The organism is Mycobacterium sp. NGS16, from assembly GCF_059813225.1.
This window is the reverse complement of the sequence record NZ_JCALEE010000010.1, coordinates 23,268-50,144: the sequence shown is the minus strand read 5'-3', so window position 1 is coordinate 50,144 and position 26,877 is coordinate 23,268. Positions and strand designations below refer to the sequence as shown.

Annotated in this window: 25 protein-coding genes and 1 pseudogene; 18 read left to right on the top strand and 8 right to left on the bottom strand. The window is 69.7% G+C overall.

Annotated features, from left to right (window positions below; genetic code table 11):
- Positions 1-25: 25 nt before the first annotated feature.
- The gene (locus AC5Y4Q_RS18705) at positions 26-1,606 is read left to right on the top strand and encodes an MFS transporter (protein ID WP_064923855.1); all 1,581 of its coding nucleotides are present in this window, start codon (positions 26-28) and stop codon (positions 1,604-1,606) included.
- 57 nt (positions 1,607-1,663) lie between these two features.
- On the top strand, positions 1,664-3,421 hold the full coding sequence (locus AC5Y4Q_RS18700; protein ID WP_499959941.1) for a proline--tRNA ligase: 1,758 nt from the start codon (positions 1,664-1,666) through the stop codon (positions 3,419-3,421).
- Here AC5Y4Q_RS18700 and AC5Y4Q_RS18695 read toward each other — a convergent pair.
- Genes AC5Y4Q_RS18695 through AC5Y4Q_RS18685 form a run of 3 tightly spaced genes read right to left on the bottom strand, consistent with a single transcriptional unit; the run spans position 3,418 to position 4,747 of the window.
- Positions 3,418-3,750, bottom strand: a complete 333-nt coding sequence (locus AC5Y4Q_RS18695) for a DUF732 domain-containing protein (protein ID WP_064923857.1) — start codon at positions 3,748-3,750, stop codon at positions 3,418-3,420. The two genes, AC5Y4Q_RS18700 and AC5Y4Q_RS18695, sit on opposite strands and share 4 nt — an antisense overlap.
- A 23-nt stretch (positions 3,751-3,773) precedes the next feature.
- Positions 3,774-4,232 (bottom strand): ferritin-like domain-containing protein, encoded by a 459-nt coding sequence (locus AC5Y4Q_RS18690; protein ID WP_499959939.1) that lies wholly within the window; start codon positions 4,230-4,232, stop codon positions 3,774-3,776.
- The gene (locus tag AC5Y4Q_RS18685) at positions 4,229-4,747 is read right to left on the bottom strand and encodes a hypothetical protein (protein ID WP_064923859.1); all 519 of its coding nucleotides are present in this window, start codon (positions 4,745-4,747) and stop codon (positions 4,229-4,231) included. Before AC5Y4Q_RS18685 ends, AC5Y4Q_RS18690 begins: the two co-directional genes overlap by 4 nt.
- Before the next feature lie 189 nt (positions 4,748-4,936).
- Between AC5Y4Q_RS18685 and rimP the strand changes: the two genes are divergently transcribed.
- The 9 genes from rimP to AC5Y4Q_RS18640 all read left to right on the top strand — a co-directional run bounded on the left by rimP (position 4,937) and on the right by AC5Y4Q_RS18640 (position 15,028).
- A complete protein-coding gene (rimP, locus tag AC5Y4Q_RS18680; protein ID WP_064923860.1) occupies positions 4,937-5,470 on the top strand; it encodes a ribosome maturation factor RimP in 534 nt (177 codons plus the stop codon).
- The gene (gene nusA, locus AC5Y4Q_RS18675) at positions 5,470-6,513 is read left to right on the top strand and encodes a transcription termination factor NusA (RefSeq protein WP_064923861.1); all 1,044 of its coding nucleotides are present in this window, start codon (positions 5,470-5,472) and stop codon (positions 6,511-6,513) included. Before rimP ends, nusA begins: the two co-directional genes overlap by 1 nt.
- Positions 6,514-6,582: 69 nt before the next feature.
- Positions 6,583-6,948, top strand: coding sequence for a YlxR family protein (locus AC5Y4Q_RS18670; protein ID WP_082952758.1), 366 nt, complete (start codon positions 6,583-6,585; stop codon positions 6,946-6,948).
- Between the two features lie 77 nt (positions 6,949-7,025).
- Positions 7,026-9,746 (top strand): translation initiation factor IF-2, encoded by a 2,721-nt coding sequence (gene infB / locus AC5Y4Q_RS18665; protein WP_499959935.1) that lies wholly within the window; start codon positions 7,026-7,028, stop codon positions 9,744-9,746.
- The gene (gene rbfA, locus AC5Y4Q_RS18660) at positions 9,746-10,225 is read left to right on the top strand and encodes a 30S ribosome-binding factor RbfA (RefSeq protein ID WP_064921582.1); all 480 of its coding nucleotides are present in this window, start codon (positions 9,746-9,748) and stop codon (positions 10,223-10,225) included. The genes infB and rbfA overlap by 1 nt, the downstream gene beginning before the upstream one ends.
- Positions 10,206-11,210, top strand: coding sequence for a DHH family phosphoesterase (locus tag AC5Y4Q_RS18655; protein ID WP_109535650.1), 1,005 nt, complete (start codon positions 10,206-10,208; stop codon positions 11,208-11,210). The genes rbfA and AC5Y4Q_RS18655 overlap by 20 nt, the downstream gene beginning before the upstream one ends.
- Complete coding sequence (locus AC5Y4Q_RS18650; RefSeq protein ID WP_064921580.1) at positions 11,203-12,522, top strand: MATE family efflux transporter; 1,320 nt, start codon at positions 11,203-11,205, stop codon at positions 12,520-12,522. The genes AC5Y4Q_RS18655 and AC5Y4Q_RS18650 overlap by 8 nt, the downstream gene beginning before the upstream one ends.
- Before the next feature lie 11 nt (positions 12,523-12,533).
- A complete protein-coding gene (locus tag AC5Y4Q_RS18645; RefSeq protein ID WP_109535649.1) occupies positions 12,534-13,094 on the top strand; it encodes a sugar O-acetyltransferase in 561 nt (186 codons plus the stop codon).
- Positions 13,095-13,291: 197 nt separating this feature from the next.
- Positions 13,292-15,028: a hypothetical protein gene (locus AC5Y4Q_RS18640; protein WP_499959932.1), complete on the top strand. Its 1,737-nt coding sequence runs from the start codon at positions 13,292-13,294 to the stop codon at positions 15,026-15,028.
- 61 nt (positions 15,029-15,089) lie between these two features.
- On the opposite strand, the pseudogene AC5Y4Q_RS18635 reads toward AC5Y4Q_RS18640, so the two are convergent.
- Positions 15,090-15,846 (bottom strand): annotated as a pseudogene (locus tag AC5Y4Q_RS18635) (enoyl-CoA hydratase).
- Between the two features lie 37 nt (positions 15,847-15,883).
- On the bottom strand, positions 15,884-16,111 hold the full coding sequence (locus tag AC5Y4Q_RS18630) for a hypothetical protein (protein WP_419179752.1): 228 nt from the start codon (positions 16,109-16,111) through the stop codon (positions 15,884-15,886).
- A 434-nt stretch (positions 16,112-16,545) separates the two neighbouring features.
- On the opposite strand from AC5Y4Q_RS18630, the gene AC5Y4Q_RS18625 reads away from it, so the two are divergent.
- Together AC5Y4Q_RS18625 and AC5Y4Q_RS18620 are read left to right on the top strand one after the other, a co-directional pair.
- Entirely contained in the window at positions 16,546-16,851 is a 306-nt protein-coding gene (locus tag AC5Y4Q_RS18625) for a hypothetical protein (RefSeq protein ID WP_499959929.1), read from the top strand.
- Positions 16,848-17,603 carry a DUF5642 family protein gene (locus tag AC5Y4Q_RS18620; protein WP_499959928.1) on the top strand — a complete coding sequence of 252 codons (756 nt, stop codon included), beginning with the start codon at positions 16,848-16,850 and terminating at the stop codon, positions 17,601-17,603. Before AC5Y4Q_RS18625 ends, AC5Y4Q_RS18620 begins: the two co-directional genes overlap by 4 nt.
- On the opposite strand, the gene AC5Y4Q_RS18615 is transcribed toward AC5Y4Q_RS18620, so the two are convergent.
- A complete protein-coding gene (locus AC5Y4Q_RS18615; RefSeq protein WP_125225635.1) occupies positions 17,556-19,205 on the bottom strand; it encodes a CocE/NonD family hydrolase in 1,650 nt (549 codons plus the stop codon). The two genes, AC5Y4Q_RS18620 and AC5Y4Q_RS18615, sit on opposite strands and share 48 nt — an antisense overlap.
- Before the next feature lie 7 nt (positions 19,206-19,212).
- Positions 19,213-19,803: a DUF3558 domain-containing protein gene (locus tag AC5Y4Q_RS18610; RefSeq protein ID WP_064921576.1), complete on the bottom strand. Its 591-nt coding sequence runs from the start codon at positions 19,801-19,803 to the stop codon at positions 19,213-19,215.
- A 135-nt stretch (positions 19,804-19,938) separates the two neighbouring features.
- Between AC5Y4Q_RS18610 and pptH the strand changes: the two genes are divergently transcribed.
- The 3 genes from pptH to truB are packed head-to-tail and all read left to right on the top strand — an operon-like array spanning position 19,939 to position 22,435.
- Complete coding sequence (gene pptH / locus AC5Y4Q_RS18605) at positions 19,939-20,904, top strand: ACP phosphodiesterase PptH (RefSeq protein ID WP_064921575.1); 966 nt, start codon at positions 19,939-19,941, stop codon at positions 20,902-20,904.
- A complete protein-coding gene (gene pptT / locus AC5Y4Q_RS18600; RefSeq protein WP_064921574.1) occupies positions 20,901-21,554 on the top strand; it encodes a 4'-phosphopantetheinyl transferase PptT in 654 nt (217 codons plus the stop codon). The genes pptH and pptT overlap by 4 nt, the downstream gene beginning before the upstream one ends.
- Entirely contained in the window at positions 21,551-22,435 is an 885-nt protein-coding gene (truB, locus tag AC5Y4Q_RS18595; protein WP_499959925.1) for a tRNA pseudouridine(55) synthase TruB, read from the top strand. Before pptT ends, truB begins: the two co-directional genes overlap by 4 nt.
- Here the strand turns inward: truB and AC5Y4Q_RS18590 are convergent.
- Entirely contained in the window at positions 22,432-23,313 is an 882-nt protein-coding gene (locus AC5Y4Q_RS18590; protein WP_499959924.1) for an alpha/beta hydrolase fold domain-containing protein, read from the bottom strand. The genes truB and AC5Y4Q_RS18590 overlap by 4 nt on opposite strands.
- Positions 23,314-23,389: 76 nt before the next feature.
- Between AC5Y4Q_RS18590 and AC5Y4Q_RS18585 the strand changes: the two genes are divergently transcribed.
- Together AC5Y4Q_RS18585 and AC5Y4Q_RS18580 are read left to right on the top strand one after the other, a co-directional pair.
- Complete coding sequence (locus AC5Y4Q_RS18585) at positions 23,390-24,694, top strand: ATP-grasp domain-containing protein (RefSeq protein ID WP_499959923.1); 1,305 nt, start codon at positions 23,390-23,392, stop codon at positions 24,692-24,694.
- A gap of 15 nt (positions 24,695-24,709) precedes the next feature.
- Entirely contained in the window at positions 24,710-26,749 is a 2,040-nt protein-coding gene (locus AC5Y4Q_RS18580; RefSeq protein ID WP_499959921.1) for a CocE/NonD family hydrolase, read from the top strand.
- Positions 26,750-26,877: the final 128 nt, after the last annotated feature.

Sequence of the window (26,877 nt, the reverse complement as noted above, 5' to 3'; positions counted from 1 at the left end):
TAATATTACTGTAGGGTAGCCAGTTATGACTGCTCTTGATGATGCAGGACGGGCGACCGCGCAGTGGCAGGCAGACGCCGCCAAGCCAGTGCCGCCGGGGCGGTCGGACGCGAATATCGTGAGCCGGACCAGCAGATTCGTCATGTCCATGCTGCCGTCTCGTCGTTTCATCTACGCCGTGATCGCCATCGGTGGCATGCAATTGCTGGCCACGATGGACAGCACCGTGGCCATCGTCGCGCTTCCTCGGATCCAGGACGACCTGGGTCTGTCCGATGCCGGCCGCGGCTGGGTGATCAGCGCCTACGTGCTGACCTTCGGCGGCCTGATGCTGCTCGGCGGTCGCCTGGGTGACACCATCGGCCGCAAGCGCACCTTCATCAGCGGGGTGGCGCTGTTCACCATCGCCTCCGTGCTGTGTGCTGCGGCCTGGGACGCCCCCACCCTGGTGATCGCGCGGCTGCTGCAGGGCGTCGGCTCGGCCATCGCCTCACCGACCGCGCTGGCGCTGATCGCCACCACCTTCCCCAAGGGGCCGGCCCGGAACACGGCCACCGCGGTGTTCGGCGCGATGACCGCGGTGGGTTCGGTGATGGGCCTGGTGATCGGCGGCGCCCTGACCGAGGTGTCGTGGCGGCTGGCTTTCGCCATCAACGTGCCGATCGGCCTGCTGATGATCTACCTGGCCCGCACCGCGCTGACCGAGACCTTCCGGGAGCGGATGAAGCTGGACGCCGCCGGGGCGCTGCTGGCGACCCTGGGCTGCACCGCCGCGGTGTTCGCGTTCACCATCGGCCCGGAGAAGGGCTGGGTCTCGACGATCACCATCGGCTCCGGCGTGGTGGCGGTGGTCGCACTGCTGGCCTTCGCACTGGTGGAACGCACCGCCGAGAACCCGGTGGTGCCGTTCAGCCTGTTCCGCGACCGCAACCGGCTGGCCACCTTCGCCGCCATCTTCCTGGCCGGCGGGGTACTGTTCACCCTGACCGTGACCATCGGCCTCTACGTGCAGGACCTGATGGGCTACTCGGCACTGCACGCCGGGGTGGGGTTCATTCCGTTCGTGATCGGGCTGGGCATCGGACTGGGTCTGTCCTCCCAGTTGGTGCGCCGGTTCCCGCCCCGGGTGCTGGTGATCGCCGGTGGCGTCGTGTTGCTGGGCGCGATGATCTACGGCTCGACCATCGACCGGAACATCTCGTACTTTCCGAACTTCGTGACGCTGATCGTGCTCGGCGGTCTCGGCATCGGCGTGATCGTGGTGCCGTTGACCCTGTCGGCGATCGCCGGCGTGGGCTTCGACCAGATCGGCCCGACTTCGGCGATCGCGCTCATGCTGCAGAATCTCGGGGGCCCGCTGGTGCTGGCGGTCATCCAGGCCGTCATCACCTCGCGCACGCTGTACCTCGGCGGCACCAACATGCCGGTGAAGACGATGGACGCCAGTCAGATCGCCGCACTCGACGCCGGCTACACCTACGGTCTGCTGTGGGTGGCCGGGGTGGCGGTGATCGTCGGCGCCATCTCGCTGTTGATCGGCTACACCGCCAAGCAGGTGGCGCACGCCCAGGATGCCCAGGACGCGTTCGGCGCGGGCAACCTGTAATGGGCTCCGGACGCCGCGCTGTCGGCCCCGGCGAGCTCACCGATAAGCTCTCGGCCTGTGATCACCCGGATGTCCCAGCTGTTCGTGCGCACCCTGCGCGATGACCCCGCCGATGCCGAAGTGCCCAGCCACAAGCTGTTGATCCGGGCCGGCTACGTCCGGCCGATCGCACCCGGCCTGTACAGCTGGCTGCCGCTGGGGCTGCGGGTGCTGCGCAACATCGAGCGGGTGGTGCGCGAGGAGATGGACGCTATCGGCGCCCAGGAGATCCTGCTGCCCGCCCTGTTGCCGCGCGCTCCGTACGAGGCCACCCACCGCTGGACCGAGTACGGCGACACCATGTTCCGGCTGCAGGACCGCCGCCGCAACGACTACCTGCTCGGGCCGACCCACGAGGAACTGTTCACCTTGACGGTCAAGGGGGAGTACGGCTCCTACAAGGATTTCCCGGTGGTGCTCTACCAGATCCAGACCAAGTACCGCGACGAGGCGCGGCCGCGCGCGGGCATCCTGCGCGGGCGGGAGTTCGTGATGAAGGACTCCTACTCCTTCGACGTTGACGACGCCGGGCTCAGCAAGGCCTACCAGGCCCACCGGGAGGCCTATCAGAAGATCTTCGACCGGCTGGCGCTGCGCTACGTGATCGTGGCGGCGACGTCCGGCGCGATGGGCGGCTCGGCCTCCGAGGAGTTCCTAGCCGAGAGCGAGGTCGGCGAGGACACCTTCGTGCGCTGCCTGGAATCCGGCTACGCCGCCAACGTCGAGGCCGTGACCACCGCGCGCCCGCAACCCCAACCGGTCGAGGGCCTACCGGAGGCGCAGGTCTACGACACCGGAGACACCCCGACCATCGCCACCCTGGTGGACTGGGCCAACGGCGCCGGCCTGGGCCGCACCGTCACCGCGGCCGACACCCTCAAGAACGTGCTGCTCAAGGTGCGCCAGCCCGGCGGGGAGTGGGAACTGCTGGGCATCGGGGTGCCCGGCGACCGGGAGGTCGACGAGAAGCGGCTCGGCGCTGCTCTCGAACCCGCCGAGTACGCGTTGCTCTCCGACGGCGATTTCGCCAAGCACCCGTTCCTGGTGAAGGGCTACATCGGCCCGAAAGCGCTGCAGGACAACGGGGTCCGCTATCTGGTCGACCCCCGGGTGGTGGACGGCACCAGCTGGATCACCGGCGCCGACCAGCCCGGCCGCCACGTCGTCGGCCTGGTCGCCGGACGCGATTTCACCGCCGACGGCACCATCGAAGCCGCCGAGGTCCGCGACGGTGACCCGTCCCCGGACGGGGCGGGGACGTTGGTCAGCGCCCGCGGCATCGAGATCGGCCACATCTTCCAACTGGGCCGCAAATACACCGACGCATTCAGCGCCGACGTCCTCGGCGAGGACGGCCGCCCGGTGCGGCTCACCATGGGCTCCTACGGGGTCGGCGTCTCCCGGCTGGTCGCCGTCATCGCCGAGCAGCACCACGACGAGCTGGGCCTGCGCTGGCCGGCGGCGGTCGCCCCGTTCGATGTGCACCTGGTGATCGCCAACAAGGACGACGCGGCCCGTGCCGGCGCCACCGAGCTGGCCGGCGAGCTCGACCGGCTCGGAATGGAGGTGCTGCTCGACGACCGGCAGGCTTCACCGGGGGTGAAGTTCAAAGACGCCGAACTGCTCGGCGTGCCCTGGATCGTCGTGCTGGGACGCGGCTGGGCCGACGGGATCGTCGAACTGCGGGACCGCTTCTCCGGGGAGACCCGGGAGCTGTCCGTCGGCGCCGACCTGGCCCGGCAGATCGCGGCCGGCGTCCGCGGTCAGGCTGCCTAACCCGGCGCCTGGGTGCACATGGTGCTGCGCGCCGCCCGCACCACGGTGGCAGCCTGTTCGGGGCTGGCGCCGTACTGCCCGGCCACCTGGTCGATCACGGCGCTGGAAGGCTGGCCGGTGTAGAGCAGACGGCACGCCTGCTTGCCGGCCAGCAGCAGCTGGTCGTCGTCACCGGGAAAGTTGCCGCGGGTCGCGTCGAGATACCGGGTGTCCTCGGCGGTGTAGGGGATCGGCCAGGCGCCGGCCGGCCCGGCCACCGCCCCCATCACGGCTGCTGCGGCCGCCGCGGCGAGCGCGCCCAGCCGCATCCGTCGATTCAACACTGACATCAGCTCCTCTCGTTCCAGCGCAGTTAGTCCTGGCCACCCGGAAAGGCCCGGGTGATCGGCCAATTGCCCAACGCCCGATTCCAGTGCGCCGCCAGTACCGCGCTTTGCCCCAGCGCGGTGGCCGCGAATTCCCGGTCCGAGGGCTCGCGGGCCTGCTCGACGACGGCGCGCCAGGCCGTTGCGGTGTCGTTTTCCATCCGGACCGCCAGCCGCAGCGCGTCCTCAGAGGTGGTCAGGGGCATGGGCAGCTGGTATCCGGCGGCGGCGGGCGGGATCGGCACCGAGCGGGCGCGAAGGATCGCGATGGTGTTGTCCCGGCGCTCCCGGTGCTGCCGGATGGTGGGAACCACCAGGTCGTTGAGCTCCGGCGCGGAATACGCCGACACCAGCCCGTAGCCGTAGACCACCCCGTATTCGGTGATCAGCGCATCGCACAAGGCGGCGTCGGGGCCGCTGAGCGCACTGGGTTCCGCCGACGTCATGACTGCGTCACCAAGGCGACTGCGTACGAGGCCGTGCAGGCCGCCGCGATGGAGGCCAGCAGCCCGGCCCGGTAGCCCGACGAGGCGATGGCCAGCTTCCCGGCCCCCTCAGCCGCGCTGCGCAAGGCGTTGATCACCTGCGACACCGTCGGTGCGGGCCCATCCGGCGCACTGCTGACGGTGGTCGTCTCGGCGATCGCCGGCGCGGGCTTACCGGCGGCCCGGGCGATCTCGGTGGCCAGCGCCCGGGCGTGTTCGGCCCGTTCCGCCGACACCTGATCCAATGCCGCGGCCAGCGCCTGGGAATCCGGTCCGGCCAAGGCCGCCCCGGCCGCGGCGGCCAGCGCGCTGTCGCGGTGCGCCAGCTGCCGTTGCGCTTCCAGGTCGTCGACGGCCGGCGGTGCCGGGGACGACCCGCACGCCGGTGCCGTCAGGGCGAGCAGGGCCAGCATCCCGGCGCCGGTCAGCACGCGCCGCCGGTCGATGGCGGTCAGGGGGCCGGGCACCTGAGACATCCTGCCATCCCGGCCGCCGCGGACGGTTGCGGCGGGGCCGGTCGTGTGCCGACTGTTGGGGTAGCCGGGCGCTTTTCGGCGGTTTGCTGTGGCTGCGCACGCCACGGCGTATCGTTGGTGACTGGTTCCCGGCCGCGCCTGGCGCGTGGGAACGCGACGTCGGAGACAACTCAAGATGAGGAGCTCGCCGTGGCCACCCGGCTACCTTCGCAGACACAGGTGATCGAGCTGCTCGATGCTGAGTTCACGCGCGCCGGATATGAGATCGAAGACGTCGTCATCGACAACACTGCCGAGCAGCTGCCGCGGATCACCGTGGTCGCCGACGGCGACACCCCACTGGACCTCGACACCGCCGCGGCGTTGTCGCGCTCGGCGTCGGATCTGCTTGACGGCCTCGACTTCGACGGCCACTACGTCCTGGAGGTCAGCTCCCCGGGGGTGCACCGGCCGTTGACCACGGCGAAGCATTTTCGGCGCGCGCACGGCCGCAAGGTCGAGGTGACCCTGTCCGACGGGACCGGCGTGACCGGTCGGGTGGGGGTCGTCGAGGACGACGTCGTGACGCTGGTGGTGCGGGCCGGGCGGGACTGGAACCGGCGCCGGCTGCCGCTGGGCGAGATCAGCAAAGCGGTGGTGCAAGTCGAATTCTCGCCGCCGAGCGCACGCGAGTTGGAGTTGACGGGCCGGCAGGCCCCCGATGCGGGAACGGAGGCCGGCTGATGAATATCGATATGGCGGCGCTGCACGCGATCGAGGCCGACAAGGGCATCTCGGTCGACGTGGTGGTGGACACGATCAAGTCGGCGTTGCTCACCGCCTACCGGCACACCGAAGGGCACCAGGCCGACGCGGTCATCGACGTCGACCGCAAGACCGGCATGGTTCGGGTGCTGGCCCGCGAGACCGACGCCGACGGCAACGTCATCAGCGAGTACGACGACACGCCCGAGGGCTTCGGCCGTATCGCGGCGACCACCGCCCGCCAGGTGATCCTGCAGCGGCTGCGCGACGCCGAGAACGAGAAGGCCTACGGCGAGTTCTCGGCGCGCGAAGGCGACATCGTCGCCGGTGTCGTCCAGCGTGACGCCCGGGAGAACGCCCGCGGCGTCGTCGTGGTTCGGCTGGGCACCGAGGCGAAGGGGTTCGACGGCGTCATCCGGCCCGCCGAGCAGGCGCCCGGCGAAGGCTACGAGCATGGTGACCGGCTGCGCTGCTACGTGATCGGGGTGACCAGGGGGCTGCGCGAGCCGCGCATCGAGTTGTCCCGCACCCACCCGAACCTGGTACGCAAACTGTTCGCCCTGGAGGTGCCCGAGATCGCCGACGGGTCGGTGGAGATCGTCGCGGTCGCCCGCGAAGCCGGCCACCGGTCCAAGATCGCGGTGGCCTCGCAGGTTCCCGGGCTCAACGCCAAGGGTGCCTGCATCGGTCCGATGGGCCAGCGGGTACGCAACGTGATGAGTGAGCTGGCCGGCGAGAAGATCGACATCATCGACTACGACGAGGACCCGGCGCGTTTCGTCGGCAATGCCTTGTCGCCGGCCAAGGTGATGTCGGTGACGGTGATCGACCAGGCGGCGCGTGCCGCTCGGGTGGTGGTGCCGGACTTCCAGCTGTCGCTGGCCATCGGCAAGGAAGGCCAGAACGCCCGATTGGCGGCCCGGCTCACCGGCTGGCGTATCGACATCCGCAGCGACACCCCGGAGCCGGCCGCGGCCGGCGCCGAGCATGACGCCGGTCGAGGCGTGGCGCACGAGCACTGAGCGGGACGCGACCACCGGGGCAGGTTTCGGGTGGTTCGGGCGATCGCCGTCGTATGGGTAGACTGAGCCGTGATCCAGCGCGAGACTTCGACAACCGCCTCGCGGACGCACCGCTCCCCGCAGGGACCGGTGCGCACGTGTGTCGGGTGCCGGAAACGCGAGTTGGCCGCCGAGTTGCTTCGGCTGGTCGCCGTGTCGGGGAATGGCAACGACGCCGTCGCCGTTGACAGGGCGGGCAACCAGCCGGGGCGGGGTGCGTGGTTGCATCCCAGGCCGCAGTGCCTGCAGGCGGCGATCCGGCGGCGAGCGTTTGCGCACGCGCTGCGGGTCAGCGGTTCCCCGGATGTATCCGGGGTGGAGGAGTACTTCGATCGCCAGATCGGCTCACCGCCCCGGCGAACAGAACAGGTAGCGAAGAACATGAGCACACCGTGAAGTCCCGATGACCATGCGTCATAGCTAAACCCGAGGCGCGGCCCACCACCGCTGTCGCCTCATAGACAGGAGAAGTAGTGGCAAAGGCCCGCGTACACGAGTTGGCCAAGGAACTCGGTGTCACCAGCAAGGAAGTCCTCGCCCGTCTGAGCGAGCAGGGCGAATTCGTCAAGTCGGCGTCCTCGACCGTGGAAGCCCCCGTCGCGCGGCGGCTGCGCGAGTCGTTCGGCGGCGGCAAAGCCGCGGCCAAGAGCGAAGAGCCGGCGCCGGCGGCGCCCGCCAAGTCGGCCGTCCCGGCCCCGCCGAAGACGGCGCCGGCCGGGGACGGCCAGGCCGTGAAGGCCGAGGTTCCGGCTGCGCCCGCGGCGAAACCGTCGGCTCCGGCCGCGCCCGCCGCCGAGGCCCCCGCGCCGGCGGCGCCGCCCGCCCCGGCGCAACCCGGCCCGCCGGCCCCCGCGCCCGGTCCCCGGCCGGCAACCCCGGGACCCAAGCCCGGCGCCCGCACACCGCGCGTCGGCAACAACCCGTTCTCGTCGGCGCAGCCGGTCGAGCGCGCCATCCCGCGCCCGCACCCGCAGGCGCCCCGGCCGGGCGCACCCCGGCCCGGCATGCCGCGTCCCGGCGGCGCGTCACCCGGCAACATGCCGCCCCGGCCCAGCGGCTTCGGAGCACCCGGCCGCCCGGCGCGGCCCGGCGGCCCGCGTCCGGGTCCCGGCGGCGGTGGCCGCCCCGGAGCCCCCACCGGGCGTCCCGGCGGTCCCGGCGGTAACTACCGCGGCGGTGCTCCCGGCGGTGGCGGAGGTGGCCCCGCCGGCGCCGGCGCCGGCGGTTTCCGGGGTCGCCCCGGTGGCGGCGGCGGCCGTCCCGGCCAGCGCGGCGGCGCGGCCGGCGCGTTCGGCCGTCCCGGCGGTGCACCCAAGCGCGGACGCAAGTCGAAGCGGGCGAAACGCGCCGAATACGAGAACATGCAGGCACCGGTCGTCGGTGGCGTGCGGTTGCCGCACGGCAACGGCGAGACCATCCGGCTGGCGCGCGGCGCGTCGCTGAGCGACTTCGCCGAGAAGATCGACGCCAACCCGGCCGCGCTGGTGCAGGCGCTGTTCAACCTCGGTGAGATGGTCACCGCCACCCAGTCGGTCGGTGACGAGACGCTGGAGCTGCTCGGCAGCGAGATGAACTTCGTCGTGCAGGTGGTCTCGCCCGAGGACGAGGACCGCGAGCTGCTGGAGTCCTTCGACCTGTCTTACGGCGAAGACGCCGGCGACGAGGCCGACCTGCAGAGCCGCCCGCCGGTGGTGACGGTGATGGGTCACGTCGACCACGGCAAGACCCGCCTGCTGGACACCATCCGCAAGGCCAACGTGCGCGAGGGCGAAGCCGGCGGCATCACCCAGCACATCGGCGCCTACCAGGTGGCCGTCGACTTCGACGGCTCGCAGCGGCTGATCACCTTCATCGACACCCCCGGTCACGAGGCGTTCACCGCCATGCGTGCCCGCGGCGCCAAGGCCACCGACATCGCAATCCTGGTGGTCGCCGCCGACGACGGCGTGATGCCGCAGACGGTGGAGGCGATCAACCACGCCCAGGCCGCCGACGTGCCGATCGTGGTGGCGGTCAACAAGATCGACAAGGAAGGCGCTGACCCGCAGAAGATTCGCGGTCAGCTCACCGAATACGGCTTGGTGCCTGAGGAATTCGGTGGCGACACCATGTTCGTCGACATCTCGGCCAAGCAGGGCACCAACATCGCGGCCCTGGAGGAGGCGGTGCTGCTGACCGCCGACGCCGCCCTGGACCTGCGGGCCAACCCCGACATGGAGGCCCAGGGTGTGGCGATCGAGGCGCACCTGGACCGCGGCCGCGGCCCGGTGGCCACCGTGCTGATCCAGCGCGGCACGCTGCGGGTCGGCGACTCGATCGTCGCCGGCGACGCCTACGGGCGGGTGCGGCGCATGGTCGATGAGCACGGCGACGACGTCGAAGAGGCGCTGCCGTCGCGGCCGGTGCAGGTCATCGGCTTCACCTCGGTGCCCGGCGCCGGCGACAACCTGCTCGTCGTCGACGAGGACCGGATCGCCCGCCAGATCGCCGACCGGCGCAACGCGCGCAAACGCAACGCCCTGGCGGCGCGCTCGCGCAAGCGGATCTCGCTGGAGGACCTGGACTCGGCGCTGAAGGAAACCAGCCAGCTGAACCTGATCCTCAAGGGTGACAACGCCGGTACCGTCGAGGCGCTGGAAGAGGCCCTGATGGGCATCCAGGTCGACGACGAGGTGGCGCTGCGGGTGATCGACCGCGGAGTCGGTGGTATCACCGAGACCAACGTCAACCTGGCATCGGCCTCGGATGCGATCATCATCGGCTTCAACGTGCGCGCCGAGGGCAAGGCCACCGAGCTGGCCAACCGCGACGGGGTGGAGATCCGCTACTACTCGGTGATCTACCAGGCCATCGATGAGATCGAGAGCGCGCTCAAGGGCATGCTCAAACCGATCTTCGAGGAGAAGGAGCTGGGCCGGGCAGAGATCCGGGCCATCTTCCGGTCTTCGAAGGTGGGCAACATCGCCGGCTGCCTGGTCACCTCCGGCGTCATGCGCCGCAACGCCAAGGCGCGGCTGCTGCGCGATTCGGTGGTGGTCGCCGACAACCTCACCGTCTCCTCGCTGCGGCGGGAGAAGGACGACGTCACCGAGGTCCGCGACGGCTACGAATGCGGTCTGACGCTGACCTACAGTGACATCAAGGAAGGCGACGTCATCGAGACCTACGAGCTAGTCGAGAAGGCGCGGACGTAGTGGCGGATCCGGCTCGGGCGCGGCGGCTGGCCAAGCGGATCTCGACGATCGTCGCCTCGGCAATCGAGTACGAGATCAAGGATCCGCGGCTGGCCGGGGTGACGATCACCGACGCAAAGGTGACCGCCGACCTGCACGACGCGACCCTGTACTACACGGTGCTGGGCCGTTCCCTGGACGACGACCCCGACTATGGCGGTGCTGCCGCCGCCTTGGATGGGGCCAAAGGAGTGTTGCGGTCCAAGGTCGGCGCCGGAACCGGGGTGCGGTTCACCCCGACCCTGACGTTCGTGCGGGACACCGTGCCCGACACCGCCCACCGCATGTCGGAACTGCTGGCGGCCGCACAGGCGGCCGACGCCGACCTGGCCCGCATCCGGGAGGGTAAACAGCCGGTCGGGGACCCCAACCCGTACCGGGAGGCCCCGGGACGGGCGGGTGCCGAAGACAGCGGTGACGGTGAGCGATCGGGCGGGTGACCCGCTGCTTCCGGGCCGGCGCGTCGACGCCGCCGGAGCCGTGGAGCTGCTGGCGGGCGCAGGCACGCTGGCAGTGATCTGCCATGTGCATCCCGATGCCGACACCATCGGTGCCGGGCTGGCGCTTGCCCTGGTCCTGCGCCGGTGCGGCAAGTCGGTCGGTGTCAGTTTCGCCCGCCCGGCCTGTCCCGCCGAGCTGCCGCAGTCCCTGCGGTCGCTGCCGGGCGGCGAATTGCTGGTCAGGCCCGAGGCGCTAAGCCGCGACGCCGATCTGGTGGTCACGGTCGATGTCTCGAGCGCTGATCGGCTCGGGGCGCTGCAGGAGCTGGCGGGCGCCGGTACTGAGTTGCTGGTGATCGATCACCATGCGTCTAATCAGCTGTTCGGGACGGCGAATTTCGTTGATCCGTCCGCGGATTCGACGACGATGATGGTGGCGGAGCTGATCGACGCGTGGGGGCAATCGATCGACGCGGACGTGGCGCACTGCCTGTATGCCGGGCTGGCCACGGATACCGGGTCGTTTCGATGGGCCAGTGCCCGCGCCTACCGGCTGGCGGCGCGGCTGGTCGGCGCCGGCGTGGACAGCGCGGCGATCACCCGCACCGTGATGGACACCCATCCGTTCGGCTGGCTGACGATGCTCTCCCGGGTGCTGGCTGCAGCACAGTTGCTGCCCGACGCGGTGCACGGGCGCGGGCTGGTCTATGCCGTGGTCGATCACGCCGAGTGGACCGCCGCGCGGCCCGAAGAGGTGGAGAGCATCGTCGACATCGTGCGCACCACCGAGCAGGCCGAGGTGGCGGCGGTGTTCAAGGAGGTCGAGCCGGGCTGCTGGGCGGTGTCGATGCGGGCCAAGTCGTCGGTGGATCTGAGCGCAGTCGCGGTGTCGTTCGGCGGTGGGGGACACCGGCTGGCCGCCGGTTACACGGTCAGCGGCGGAGCGCACGACGTCGTCGCCGGCCTGGTCGCCGCCCTTGGCTGAGGAGTCCGGCGCCGCTACCGGCAGAAGGATTGCGGCGCTGGCGCTTCCGGCGCTGGTGGTGCTGGCCGCCGAACCGCTGTACCTGCTGTTCGACACCGCCGTCGTCGGCCGGCTCGGGGCGCTGGGCCTGGCCGGCCTGGCGATCGGCGGGCTGGTGCTGGGGTTGGTCGGCTCGCAGGCCACGTTCCTGTCCTACGGGACGACGGCGCGTTCGGCGCGCCACTTCGGTGCCGGCGACCGCGCCGCCGCGGTCGCCGAGGGGGTGCAGGCGACCTGGCTGGCGCTGGGCCTGGGCGCGCTGATCGTCATCGCGGTGCAGGCGGTGGGGGCGCCGCTGGTGTCGGCGGTCGCCGGTCGTGACGACATCGCGCAGGCCGGGTGGGCGTGGCTGCGGATCGCGATCCTCGGCGCTCCGGCGATCCTGGTGTCTTTGGCCGGCAACGGCTGGCTGCGCGGCGTGCAGGACACGGCTCGCCCACCGCGGTATGTGGTTGCCGGCTTTGCGGTTTCGGCGTTGCTGTGCCCGGTGCTGGTGTTCGGAGCGCTCGGTATGCCGCGCTGGGGCCTGCCGGGCTCGGCGGTGGCCAACTGCGTAGGTCAGTGGCTTGCCGCGCTGTTGTTCGTGCGCGCACTGCACTGCGAGCGGGTCCCGCTGCGGCTCGACGGCGCGGTGCTGCGGGCGCAACTGGTGATGGGCCGTGACCTGATCGTGCGCTCGCTGGCCTTTCAGGCCTGCTTCGCCTCGGCGGCCGCGGTCGCAGCGCGATTCGGGGCCGCGGCGCTGGGTGCCCACCAGATCGTGCTGCAGCTGTGGACATTTTTTGCGTTGGTGCTCGATTCGCTGGCTATCGCCGCGCAGGCCCTGGTCGGAGCGGCCCTGGGCGCCGGCGACGCCGGCCACGCCAAGGCGGTGGCCATCCGGGTCACGGTGTTCTCGGCGGCCGCTGCCGCGGTACTGGCCGCATTGCTCGCGGCCGGTTCGCCGGTGTTACCGGGACTGTTCACCGGTGATGCCGCGGTGCTGGCGGCGATCGGGGTGCCGTGGTGGTTCCTCGTCGCCCAATTACCGTCTGCCGGAATCGTTTTCGCCCTCGACGGCGTCCTGCTGGGAGCCGGCGATGCCGCGTTCATGCGCACCGCCACCATGCTGAGCGCCCTGGTCGGCTTCCTGCCGCTGACCTGGCTGTCGCTGATGCTGGACTGGGGGCTGGCCGGCCTCTGGTCGGGGCTGACCACCTTCATCGTGCTGAGGTTGGTGTTCGTCGGGTGGCGGGCGCTCTCCGGGCGGTGGGCGCAGGGCGGACGCCCGTAGGATCGGCTGCCGTGGCGACTCACCGCGATCGGATGCTCAGCGGGGCGCTGTATCGCCCCGAGGACCCCGATCTGGTGGCCGACCGGCAGGCGTGTCAGCGCCTGCTGGCCGCGTTCAACGACAGCCACCCCGATGATGAGGACCGCCGCCGCAGCGTGTTGGCCGACCTGCTCGGGGGCTTCGGGGCCAATTCGGTGGTCATGCCCCGATTCTGCTGCGACTACGGGAAATACATCAGCATCGGCGCCGAGTGCTTCATCAACTACGACGCGATCATGCTCGACTGCGCGCCCATCACCATTGCCGATAAGGTCTCGATCGGCCCGCGCGTCCAGCTGTTGACGGCGCTGCACCCGATCGACGACATCGATGCCCGGCGCGACGGGTGGGAGTCGGCGGCGCCGATCACCATCGGCGACAACGTCTGGCTGGCGGCCGGCGTGATCGTCTGTCCGGGGGTGTCGATCGGAGCCGACAGCGTCGTCGGCGCCGGCAGCGTGGTAACGCGGGATATCCCGGCCGGCGTTGTCGCGGTCGGGAATCCCTGCCGGGTCATCCGGCGGATCCGCTGAGCCGGCGGCGTCACCCGCCGGCGTGCATTACCGCAACGCTGCGTTCGTCAAAAAGATGAAAAAAACCTGCATGGTCTATCTATACATTTAGGTTACCCGTGGGTAGTATTCGTCCCGTTGTTACCGGTGGCACACCGGCTGACCGCAGCGGTGTAAGTCACTGACCGTGGAGAACGCAGGGGATAGGAAGCACACGAATGATGCATTATCGGTTGATAGCCGCAGGTCTGACCGTCGGCGGCGGGTTGCTGACGGCGGCGTTTCTGCAGGCGGCGGTCGCGGTCGCCGGCCCGGATGCGGACCCGGTGGGTCCCAGCGCCACCGGCGCCGACGCCTTCACGATCGGTGGCTACACCTTCGATCCGTTCAGCAACGTCACCGGAACGGACGTGGAGGGTTTCTCCCTGGTGCACCCGCTCACCAGCGGCCCGCCGCTGTTGACCCTCGGCGGCGGTAACCCCGCCGGCCTGCTGCCCATCGCCCCCCAGAACTTCGAGGTGTACGGTGCTGACGGCACCAGCCTGGGCAGCATCAACTCCAGCGTTGTCGTGACGAACCTGGCGGGTTTCACCAACACTCAGTTCACGGTCACCGAAGCCGATGCCGCAGCGGGCGGGTCCGCGGCGGACCTGCCGACAGTCGGCTCGGTGTACGACGTGTTCAACTTCGGCGGCGGCTTCGCCAACATCTACACCGCCGTCCCGGGAGCCGACGGTGCCGACGCCACCATCACCGACACCTTCGTGACGCCGTTCGGGAGCATGGACCTGAGTTCGTTGTTCGCCGGTATCGACGCCTCGGCGCTGCTACAGCCGGGCGAGGCCTTCGCCGCGCTGCACGCGGGGGCCTCCGGCGGCGGTGACGACGCCTTCGCGATCGGCGGTTACACGCTCGACCCGTTCACCGGCACCGGTGACTCGACGACGGAGGGCTTCGCCGGAGTCCCCGCGCTGGGCGGCGCGGCACCGTTCTTGGCCATCGGCGGCGCATCGTTGGGCGACCCGGCTCATCTCGGGAACGCGCTGGCCACCCAGAGCTTCGACGTCTACAGCGGTTCCGGGGATGAGGCCACGCAGATCGGCACCATCTCGACCGGCGTCGACGTGACCAACCTGTTGGGCATGACCAACACTCAACTGGTCGTGACCGGCGGCGACGGCGACGGCGTGCCGGCGGTGGGAACGGTCTATGACGCCTTCAACTTCGGCGGCGGATTCGCCAACGTCTACGTCGCCACCCCGGGCGAAAACGGCACCATCACCGACGTTTTCGTGACCCCGTTCGGCAGCATGGATCTGAGCTCTCTGTTCGCCGGCATCGATGCGTCCGCGCCGCTGGACCCGGGTGCTGCGTTCACCGGTCTGCAGGCGGGCACCGCCGCAGGTGGAGAGCAGGCCTTCGCGATCGGCGGTACCACCTTCGACCCATTCACCGGATCGGGGGATGACGCAACCGAGGGCTTTGCGCCCGTCTACCAGACCGTCGGAGCTCCGCCGTTGCTGAACATCGGCGGCGGGACGCCCGGGCTCAACCTCGGTGGCACCTGGTTGCCGCTGCCGTTGACGTCGCAGGACTTCAACATCTACGACGGCACCGGTGCCGACGCCGAGCTGCTGGGCAGCGTGCACGGCCAGGAGACGGTGACGCAGCTGTTGGGCATGACCACCACGTCGTTCGTCGTCGACGATGTCACCGCCGGTGATGGCGACGCCGCGGACCTGCCGGCGGTCGGTTCGGTCTACAGCGTGCTCAACCTCGGTGGCGGGTTCGCCAATATCTACACCGCCATCCCGGGGCTGGACGGCGCCGCCGCCACCGTCACCGACACCTTCGTGACGCCGTTCGGGGACTTCGACCTGAGCTCGCTGTTCGGCGGCTTCGACGCCTCCGCGTTGCTGGACCCGGGCGACGCGTTCCTGGGGCTCGACATCTAACGAGCGGGTCGCAAGTAGCCACGTCCCAGGCGGTGCGCATGCACCGCCTGGGACGTCGCTTTTATTGCAGCTGAGCGCGACCACGTTTCAGCACGGCCTCCCGGTTGGCGGCGACGTCAGCGCCGCTCACCCGGTTCAGCCTATTGTTTGGCTGCCATCGCCTCCATCCACAGGCCGGTGGCGGTCTGCGACTCGTCGATGCGGTGATAGGAGGCCAGCAGTGCCCGCACGGCGGCCTGGTTGTTGCCGACGATCGACGCCGCCACCGTACGCGCGGCGCCCAGCAGCTCGCTGTGCGGCACCACCTCGGTGACCAGGCCGGCCCGCAGCGCGTCGGCCGCCGACAGGTAGTCGCCGGTCAGGCTCATCCGGCGGGCCAAGCCCACCCCCACACGTTGTGGCAGCCGCACGCTCAGGCCCCAGCTGGGCATCAGCCCGACCCGGGCATGGGTGTCGGCGAACCGGGCCTGCTCCGAGGCGATCAGGATGTCGCAGTACAGCGCCAACTCCAGGCCGCCGGTCACCGCCGCACCGTTGATCGCACCGATCACCGGTTTGGTCAGCGGCGGCCACTGCGGTGAGATGTCCGGCAGCACAGCCGAATCGCCGAATTCCTTGAGATCCAGGCCGGCGCAGAACACCGGGTCGGCGCCGGTGAGGATCACCACGTCGACATCGTCGTCGGCGTCGGCGTCCGCCAGTGCGGTGAAGGTGGCGTCACGCAACGCACGCGACAGGGCGTTGCGGGCTTGTGGGCGGTTGAGGGTCAGCGTGCGGATCCGGTCTTCGGTCTGCACCAGCAGGATGTCAGCAGTCACCGCCTCACCGTAGCCGTGGCGGAGATCGCCAGGGCGCTCAGCGCCGGGACCGAAGGGTCCGGATGATCTGTGCCGACAGATCCGGGTCGCGCAGCAGTTGGTCGATCAGGGCCGTCATGACCTCTTGCCCGGTGATGCGGGCGCAGCCCACCCGGTCGGCGGCGTCGCGCTGCCAACGATCGAGCGCGCGGTGCTGCTCCGGCGACAAGTCGACGGTCCGGCGGGTGCGGGTCTGCCGGAGCGGGATCGGTTCGGTGGGCTTCATGCCGGGCTCACGCGCGGGGGGCCAGTCGGCTGTTCGCTGGGCGCTCATCGTGTGACCTTCGGTTGCGGTGGTGGCCTCACTACTGCCGCCCAGGGTAGCCGGTACTCGCCCCGGTGCCGGAGCCAGGATCAGACCGGCGTTACCCATTTGACGCGAACAACCGCCTTCAGCGGCCCTATCGGACTCATTCGTATTCCGTGCCGCAAGACATATCTACAGCGTCGGCGGCGTCATATTTTCATTAAATACGGAAACCCGTAAATCAGTGAGTCAGTAGATCAGTAGATAGCGACCCACCTGCGATAATCCGGGATGATCACCGAATTAACCGACCATATACGTCGCTGTCTTGCGAGGCGGAAAAACATTCGCCCTCGCCATTGTTGGCGTCCGGTTGCGGTGCTAGCATCCGAATATCGAACAAGGAGGGTCTGATGTCGATTTCAAAGAATTCATGCCGCCGCGTGGCGACGGGAGCGATCAGCGCCGGCGTGCTCGCCGGTGCGCTGGTGACAGGTGCTGCGGGGACGGCACAGGCCGCCCCGGCGGGGTTCTCGGCATCACCGCCGGCAACGGTGCAGGTAACCGGTGCTCCGCTGGTGCTCGGCGGCCAGCCGCCGGTCGCGGGCCCGGGCGCGCTGGCCACCGGCGGGCACGCCGGGCCGATGCCTCAGTGGTGGGGCCACCATTGGTGGCGCCATCATCACCACTTCTGGCACCACTGGTGGTGGTGGTGGTGACCGCGGTGGCGGGCCAGCCGAATCCTGACCGCGGTCGGCGAGCCGGCGCCCGCCACGGGCTGATGGTGGTGGCTGCACTCGGTGTGGGGGCGACCCTCGCCGGGTGCGGTCAGAGCGCCGAGCCGGCCCCGGCCGGTTCGGCGGCGCCACGGCCGGCCGGTGCAGCAGCGCAGGACGCCGCACCGTATGACATCTCGCGGGTCGACGCCGTCAAAGACGACTTCCCCGAGGGCTTCACCGCGCAGGCGCACCCGGCCAAGACGCTGGGCGAGCAGGACATCGCCGGGTCGGGGGTCGCGGCGTTCACCGACGCCCGGGTCGATCCGCCGCAGTGCCGTGCGGCGGTCATCCCGCGGTATGCCGATCCGACGGTAGGCACCCAAGCCGCCGGGGTGATCGCGCAGGGCGATCAGGGCAACATGTACGTCGTCGCCCTGCGATCACCGAATCCGGTTGCGGCCGAGGATCTTCCGGCAGGCTGCGACCGGATCTCGCTGTCCGGGTCCCCGCAGGCGACCGGGACCGTCGAGCGCATACCCGCCCCGGGCATCGCCGGCGCCACCACGACCGGGGCCAAGCTCACCGTCGAGGATCCCCAGGAGGATCCCGACTACCTGTACACGGCCGCCCTCGACGACCGAACGTCGGTCGTGGTGATGGGCAGCGCGGACGCTGCGTTGGATCCGCAGCGACTGATGTCAGACCTACTGGTCAAGGCCGTCGCCGCGGTCCGTGGGCAGCAGCAGCCGTGACCGGCCGAACCGCACGGTGTGCACCGCCGGCTGCACCCGGGTTGCGGTGATCGGCGGTTCACCGGTGCCCGGGTTCGCCGCGTAGCGGGGGTGGTTGCCGCCGCCGATCAGCACCCGAATCCGGGTGCCGGCGGCGAACCGGCGGGCGATGGCATCCAGCTCGATGCGCACGCCTCCGGTGTGCCGCCGCAGCCGCCGGTAGCCGTCGCTGACGTTGACGGAGCGACCGCGCGCGTCGACCTCGCTGATCCGGACGAACAGGTCGACGTCGCCGATGTCGCTGCTGTGGTCCAACTCCAGCACCGGGACGCCGCAGACGTCGAGGTCCTCGGTCAACGCGGCGCCGGTGAAGCTGAGCATGTCGGCGCGACGGTGCAGCCGGCTGTCGTTGCGGTAGCCGCCGGCCGCCGACAGCAACCGCCCGCCGATCGTGGGCGGCGGGTCGGTGGGGTCGAACCGGAAGGTGACCGGCGCGGCTGCCGGCTCCGGCGACGCCGGCCCGAGCATCCCACCGGGCTGCAGGTACCACGCCTGCGCGGCCTCGGCCGGCGCCCAATCCGACCGGTCGCACCAGCCTCGCCCGGCCCGGAAGATCCGGACCCGGCTCGGCCGCGGGTTGCGGACCGAGCCGCGCAAGTGGGTGTCCAGCCACTGCAGCGACTCGGCGGTGACCCGGCCCAGCCCGGTGGTGAGCATCTGGGTGTGGGTCCAGGGCCCGATGGTCATCGCGACCTCCACGCCGCGGTCGCGCAACGCCCGGTACTGGGCCAACGTCTGATCCAGGAACAGGTCCTGCCAGCCGCCCAACAGCAGCACCGGAACCCGGGAGCGCTCCAGCGCCGCCGGATGGCGCAGCGCATCCCAGAACGGGTCGTCGGCGTCGGGGTGTTCAATCCAGCGCTCGTACCAGGTCGAGGCGTTGCCCAACAGCTTGCGGCCGGCCGCGCCCAACGGCCGCCCGGCCGCGGCGCGCTTCACCTTGCGCCCCGCGGTCAACTGGTGAATGCCGGCCCGGATCCGGGGGCGGTCCTCCTGGTGGGCCATCAAATGACTCCAGCCCAGAAAGTCGTTGACGGCGAACGCTCCGGTACCCCAGGTCGACCGGTACAGATCGTGCGGCCCGACGGTGACCACGGCGGCGGCCAGCTCCGGCGGTGGGTCGGCCAGCAACGCCCACTGGGTGAATCCGAGATAGGAGATGCCAATGGTGCCGAAGGTGCCGGTGAACCACGGCTGGGTGCGCAGCCACGCCACGGTGTCGGCGCCGTCGGCGGCCTCGTGGACCATCGGCTCGAACACACCGGCTGAGCCGAACGTGCCGCGGACACTCTGCAGGATCACCCGATAGCCGCGGGCGGCGTACATCCGGCCGAACACCAGCGCGAACGGGAAACCCCGGCCGTAGGGGCAGCGGACCAGCAGGGTGCCGTCCACCTCACCGGTCGGCTGGTAGTGGTCGGCCAGCAAGGTGACGCCATCGCGCATCGGGATGCGTTCGCGGCGCACCGTGTAACCGGTGGTGGGCGCGGGCAGCTGCCGCAGCGCCCGGTTCAGCACGACATCACCTAGGCGCCGGCCGGCGGGCCGCGGAGCGGTGCTCACCACGGGATCAGTACTTGTAGTGCGGCGCCAGCTGGTGGGCGCGCATCAGGTTCTCGGCTTGGCAGTCCATGTCCGGGTTGGAGTACACCGGCGAGTAATACAGCGACTGCTGGATCAGCCCGTAGCTGGTCTTGAACGCGACCATGCAGGAGAACCACCACCGGTTGTTCCACTCGGTGGGCTTCATCACCCAGTACTGCGCCGCGCGGTGCCCGCCGATGTCCATCTCGATCGCGTCGGGGGGCAGGGTCTCGTCATAGCTGCGCCACACGAAGGTTTCGACGGCCATCTGGTAGTTGCCGGCATCGAACTCGCAGCGCACGCCCTCCACCGGCTTGGGCGGGGTGAAGGCCAGGCCGAGCTGGGCGATGACGTCGAAGGGGATGTCCTCGCAGGCGTCGAACGGGCGCGGATTGGTCAGGTTGACCGGCTTGCTCGAGGTGGGCGGCGGGGCCAGCGGGGCGGCGGTGGAGCGCAGCTGCACCCCGTGCGCCCCGGCGGTGGCCGAGCTGCGGCCAGGCGGTGTCTGCTGCCAGACCATCACGACGGCCACCACCAGCGCGCTGAACGCCGTGGCCAGACGCAGTTTGGTGAGCATGCCACTCCTCGCTTCCCGCCCGGACTTTCCCCGGGAGTGTACAAGTTGTGGCGCCGGCCACTGCAGCAACGGCGAGAACACGTTCCAATTCGCCCGGTGCCGCGGTGCGCGCGTGCGCCGCTAGTCTTGAGGATCGTGACCATCCACGAGCCGACGGCCTCGCACGGCCCGACCCTGTGGGCGATCTCCGACCTGCACACCGGCCACATGGGCAACAAGCCGGTCACCGAGTCGCTGCATCCGGCGACCCCCGACGACTGGCTGATCGTCGCCGGTGACGTTGCCGAACGCACCGACGAGATCCGTTGGTCGCTGGACCTGTTGCGGAAACGGTTCGCCAAGGTGATCTGGGTGCCCGGCAACCACGAGCTGTGGACCACCACCAAGGACCCGATGCAGGTGTTCGGGCGCTCGCGCTACGACTATCTGGTCGACATGTGCGACCAGATGGGCGTCATCACCCCGGAGCACCCGTACCCGCTGTGGACCGAGGAGGGCGGCCCGGCCACCATCGTGCCGATGTTCCTGCTCTACGACTACACGTTCCTGCCGGCCGGCGCGACCACCAAAGCCGAAGGGCTGGCCATCGCGCGGGAGAAGAACGTGGTGGCCACCGATGAGTTCCTGCTGTCTCCCGAGCCCTACGGCACCCGCGACGCGTGGTGCCGTGACCGGGTGGCCGTCACCCGCAAGCGCCTCGAAGATCTGGACTGGATGACGCCGACCGTGCTGGTCAACCATTTCCCGATGGTGCGCGAGCCCTGCGACGCGCTGTACTACCCGGAGTTCTCACTGTGGTGCGGCACCGTCGAAACCGCCGACTGGCACACCCGCTACAACGCGACCTGCTCGGTCTACGGTCACCTGCACATCCCCCGCACCACCTTCTACGACGGGGTGCGCTTCGAAGAGGTCTCAGTCGGCTACCCGCGGGAGTGGCAGCGCCGCAAGCCGCATCGCTGGCTGCGCCAGGTGCTGCCCGACCCGCAATACCCGCCCGGTTACCTCAACGAGTTCGGCGGCCACTTCACCATCACCGACGAGATGCGCGCGGCGAGTGCGAAATTCGCCGAACGGCTGCGGCAACGGCAGTCCCGATGAGCAAACTTCTCGACACGGTGCTGGCCCCTGCGCGGTCGCTGGCGTGGGCCGAACGCTACGACGACCCGCCCGGTTTGGCCCCGCTGCCGGAGGAGGAGCCGCTGGTGGCGCGGTCGGTTGCCAAGCGGCGCAACGAATTCGTCACGGCGCGCTACTGCGCCCGATTGGCGCTCGAGGAGCTCGGTCAGCCGCCGGTGCCGATCCTCAAAGGGGAGAAGGGCGAACCGTGCTGGCCAGCCGGCATCGTCGGCAGCCTGACGCACTGCGCGGGTTTCCGCGGCGCGGTGGTAGGCCGCGATACCGACGTGCGGTCGGTGGGCATCGACGCCGAACCGCACGACGTGCTGCCCAACGGTGTGCTCGACGCGGTCAGCCTGCCCGCCGAACGCGTCGAACTGGCCGACCTGCCGAGTGAGCTGCACTGGGACCGGATTCTGTTCTGCGCCAAGGAAGCCACCTACAAGGCATGGTTTCCGCTGACCAAGCGCTGGCTGGGCTTCGAAGATGCCCACATCAGCTTCGATTCCGACGGTGGTTTCGTCTCCCGCATCCTCATCGACCCTGCGGCGCTGACGGGCCCGCCGCTGACCGAGCTGCGCGGGCGGTGGTCGGTCAGCGACGGGCTGGTGCTGACCGCGATCGTGCTGTGAACGCCCAACCGGGCCTGGTGATCGTCGACAAGCCGGCCGGAATCACCAGCCACGATGTGGTGTCCCGGTGCCGCCGATTCTTCTCCACCCGCAAGGTCGGCCATGCCGGCACCCTGGACCCGATGGCCACCGGGGTGCTGGTGATCGGCATCGAACGGGCCACCAAGATTCTGGGCCTGCTCACCACGTCGGCGAAGGCCTATGCCGCCACTATCCGGCTGGGTCAGACCACCTCCACCGAGGACGCCGAAGGCGAAGCGCTACAGACGGTTTCAGTCGTCCACCTCACCGACTCCCAGATTGCCGACGCAGTCTCGGGCCTGCGCGGCGATATCGCGCAGGTGCCCTCGGCGGTCAGCGCCATCAAGGTCGCCGGCAAGCGGTCCTACCAGTTGGCCCGGGAAGGGCACGCCGTCGAGCTGCCCGCCCGGCCGGTGCGCATCGATCGCTTCGAGGTGCTCGATGTCAGACGGGTGGGTGACTTCGTGGATCTCGACGTCGAGGTGGACTGTTCGGCGGGCACCTACATCCGGGCGCTGGCCCGCGACCTCGGTAACGTGCTGGGCGTCGGCGGGCACTTGACCGCCCTGCGGCGCACCCGGGCCGGGCGTTTCGGGCTGGATCAGGCGCGCACCCTCGAAGAGCTCGGCGACGCCCCGCAGCTGAGCTACAGCCTGGATGAGGCCTGCCTGCAGAGCTTTCCGCGCCGCGACCTGACCCCCGACGAGGAGCTGGACGTCAGCCACGGCCGCCCACTGGTGTCCGCCGGCATCGACGGCGTCTACGCGGCGACCGCCCCGGATGGCCGGGTGATCGCGCTGTTGCAGGATTCCGGCCAGCGCACCAGATCCGTGGTCGTCATCCGGCCGGCCACGCTTTAAACCGTCTCGAAGACCTCTTCGAAGAACCGGCCCACCTGTGCCCGGGCCCGGGCGCCCTCGGGAATGGGCTGCATCAGCCAGTTGTGAAACATCCCGTCGTACTCGTGAAAGTCGACCCGTACACCGCTGGCGGTGGCCGCGTCACACAGCCGGCGGGCGTCGGGATTGAGAATGTCGCGGGTTCCGGTGAACATCACCATCGGTGGGAAGCCGGTGAAATCGGCGTGCACCGGGCTGATTCCCGGATCCTCGAGGGATTCCCCGGCGGCATACCACCGGCCGGCCTGGCGCAGGCCTTCGATTCCCAACTCCGGGTCGTGCGGTTCAATCCGCGCTGAACGCGGGTCGGCCACCGCCAGATCCAGCCAGGGGGAGATCAGTCCCAGGCCCGTCGGCAACCGCCCCCGCTCCCGGCGCAGCGTCTCGACCAGGTCGGTGGTGAGCGCGCCGCCCGCCGAGTCCCCGAACACATAGCAGGCCCCGCCGTGGTCCGCGAGGTACCGGTCGTATACCGCGCGCACGCAGGCGCGGATCCGCCGATGGCCGGCCGAGGGGCACAGCGGGTAGATGGGAAACACGACGGTGGCGTCGGCGTGCTCGACCAGCCACCGCAGAAACCGCCAATGGTGCGGCTCGGGTTCTTCGACGAACCCACCGCCGTGCAGGTGCAGCACCCGCCGGCTGCCAGCGCCGGAACGGGGCTCGAGCACATAGCAGCGGGTCTGGCCGACGTGGCTTTCGGCGACCCGGACCCGCCGGCGCACCGAGCGGATCGGCTCGGTCTTGTGCGGACTCTGGTGTTTGGGCAGGCGTGCCCGCATCACCGCCGGGTCGGCGTAGAAGCGTTTACTGCGCTGGGCGCGCAGGGAGATCGTCACCAGGTGGGAACGTAGCGAGACCATGGCTGACGGGTTACCCGGTTTGCCTGGCGCTACAACGGGCATCCCAGACCATATGCCCAAAAACGTGTTCGTGCTGGGACTCAGCGAGCAGCAGCGCGGTGAGCTGCACACCGTACGTGGCGCCGACGAACTGCGCTTTCATGGTCTGCTCGACTACGACGTGCTGGTCGGCGCCGAGCACTACGAACTCGGCGCCCTCCTGGATGAGGCCCGCGCGCAGCTCGCCGGGTTCGACGGCACCGTAGACGCGATCATCGCGCATTGGGACTTTCCCACCAGCGTGCTGGGCCCGGTGCTGGCTGCCGAGCACGACATCCCGGCTCCGAGTCTGCGCAGCATCCTGACGTGCGAGCACAAGTACTGGTCGCGGCTGACCCAACGCGAATCGGTTCCCGAATGCGTGCCGGCCTTCGCGGCGTTCGACCCGTTCGACGACGACGCCCTGGACGCCCTGGACGCCGGGGATGTCGCATTTCCGTTCTGGGTCAAGCCGGTCAAGTCACATTCATCGCAACTTGGGTTCGAAATCCACACCCGGGCACAGTTCGCCGAGGCGCTCGACGAGATCCGGGCGAGCATCCGCCGATACGGGGACGCGTTCGACGAGGCGCTGGGGATGGTCGATCTCCCCGAGCGCGTCGAGGGGGTGACCGGCACGGCGTGCATTGCCGAAAGCATCGTTTCGGGGGTCCAGGCCGCCCCCGAGGGGTCGATGTACCGCGGGGATTTCCTGGTGCACGGCGTGTTCGACATGCACCGGGCCGCCGACGGGCACAGCTTCGACCGCCTCGACTATCCGGCTTCGTCGATCAGTTCTGCGTTGCAGCAGCGCATGATCGATGTCACCGAGCGCTACGTGCGGCACGTCGGATTCGACAACGGGTGCTTCAACGCCGAGTTCATGTGGGACGCCGACGCCGACAAGCTCTGGTTGATCGAGGTCAATACCCGAATCTCGCAGTCGCACAGTGACTTGTTCGCGAAGGTGGACGGGGTGTCGAACCACGAATTCGCCATCGACGTCGCGCTGGGCCGGCGTCCGCGGCCGCACGCCCGCGCCGGGAAGTTCGCCACGGCCGCGAAATGCCTGATGGGCCACGAGACCGACGGCGTGGTCGAGGCCGTGCCCAGTGCGTCGGATATCGAACGGGTCCGCGAACGCTTTCCCGACACTTTGGTGGAGATCACCGTAGCGGTGGGGGACCGGCTCTCGGAGCTGCCCAACCAGAATCCCTACCGCTACGAGTTGGCCACCTTGTACATGGGCGCCCAGAGCACCGATGCGCTTGCCGAGGACTTCGCCAGCGCCCAGCAGCTGCTGCCGTTCACCATCAGGGAGTCCGCCGCCGCCTGTTGACCGCAAGGAGGACCGTTGGAGACGATCACGTCCTTTCCCCATCACGTCCGCACGATCGAGAACACCTTCATCACCATGGCAGACGGCGCCCGGCTGGCCGCACGCATCTGGCTGCCGGTGGACGCCGAGCAGACACCGGTGCCGGCTGTGCTGGAGTACCTGCCGTACCGCAAGCGTGATGACACCCGCTACCGGGACGCGTTGAACCATCCCTATATCGCCGGTCACGGGTATGCCTGTGTGCGGGTGGATCTGCGCGGCAGTGGCGACTCCGACGGGGTACTGGCCGATGAGTACCTGCCCGCCGAACAAGACGATGCCTGCACGGTGATCGCATGGCTGGCCGAACAGCCTTGGTGCGACGGCAATGTCGGGATGATGGGGATCTCCTGGGGCGGCTTCAACAGCCTGCACATCGCGGCCCGCCGCCCGCCCGCCCTCAAAGCGATCATCAGTGCCTCGGCCACTGACGACCTCTATGTGGACAACATGCACTACATGGGCGGCTGCCTGCTGTCGGACAACCTGTCGGAGGCCACGGTGATGTTCGCCTACAACAGCCTGCCGCCGGATCCGGCGATCGTCGGGGACCGCTGGCGCCAGATGTGGCGGCAGCGTCTGGAGGGCAGCGGCCTGTGGGTGGAAAAGTGGCTGGAACACCAGCACCGTGACCACTACTGGAAACGGGCCTCGGTCAACGAGGACTACGGCGCCGTGACGTGCCCGGTGTTCGCGGTGGGCGGTTGGGCCGACGGCTACACCAACGCCATCTTCCGGTTGCTGGAGAATCTCGACGTTCCCCGCAAGGGCCTGATCGGCCCGTGGGGCCACAAATATCCCCACCTCGGGGTGCCGGGGCCGGCGATCGGCTTCCTGCAGGAGACGGTGCGCTGGTTCGACCACTGGCTCAAGGGAATCGACAACGGGATCATGGACGAGCCGATGCTGCGGGCCTGGATGCAGGACAGTGTTCCGCCCAACCCGGCCTATGAACAGCGCCCGGGAAGGTGGGTGGGCGAGCCGAGCTGGCCCAGCCCGCACACCGTGGACTATTGCTACACGCTCACCCGCCACGGCCTGGCAGCACAGCGCGATGATGCGGCAGCTGAACAGCTCTCGGTGTGCTCGCCGCTCAGCGCAGGGCTGTCGGCGGGGAAGTGGGCCTCCTACGCGGCGACACCGGACCTGCCCACCGACCAACGCGACGGGGACGGCGGCGCGCTGGTGTTCGACACCGAACCGCTCGCCGAGCCGGTCGAGGTGCTCGGGCTGCCCCGACTTGACCTGGAGATCGCCGCCGACAAGCCGGTCGCGATGGTTGCCGCCCGGCTGTCCGACGTGGCACCCAACGGCGAGGCGACTCGGGTGACCTACGGCCTGCTGAACCTCACCCACCGCGACGGCAGTGCCGACCCCCAGCCGCTGACGCCGGGGCAGCGCTACCGGGTGCGGGTCAAGCTCAACGGGATGGCGCAGGTGTTCCCGGCGGGGCACCGGCTGCGGTTGTCGCTGTCCAGCTCCTATTTCCCGCTGGTGTGGCCCGCTCCGGAACCGGTCATGCTGACCGTGTCCACCGGGCGCAGCACGCTGTCGCTGCCGGTGCGGCCGCGACGTGACGACGAGGACGCACAGCTGCCGCCGTTCGGCCCGGCCCAGTCGGCACCGCCGCTGGCCACCACGCAGGTACGGCCCGGCGACCATTACTGGCGTATCGCCCGGGACCTGGCCACCGGTATCACCGCCCTGCACATCGGCAACGATCAGGGTGAGGAGATCATCGACGAAACCGCAACGGCGGTGCGGCGCAACACCGCCGAGTCGTTCAGCTTTCAAGGCAACGACCCGACCTCGGCGTGCGGCGAGACCCGCACGCTCAACGGCTTCCGGCGCGACGATTGGAACGTCGAGATCACCACCTCGACCGTGCTGTCCTCGACCGCCGAAAGCTTCATCGTGACCGCGCAACTAGACGCCTACGAGTTCGATGAGCTGCACGGCCGCCGCCGGGTCTACGCCCAGGACTGGAGCCGGGAGATCCCGCGGCAGTTGGTCTAGGCGGGCGGACCCGGGGCGAGCCGATCCCATGCTGTGGGAGCGTCGCCGCAGAGTTACATGCCAGCGTGAGCGTATGTAAACGTGCCCCCCTGACGTTATGCTGACGCGCGAGTTGGGAGTCGGACGCC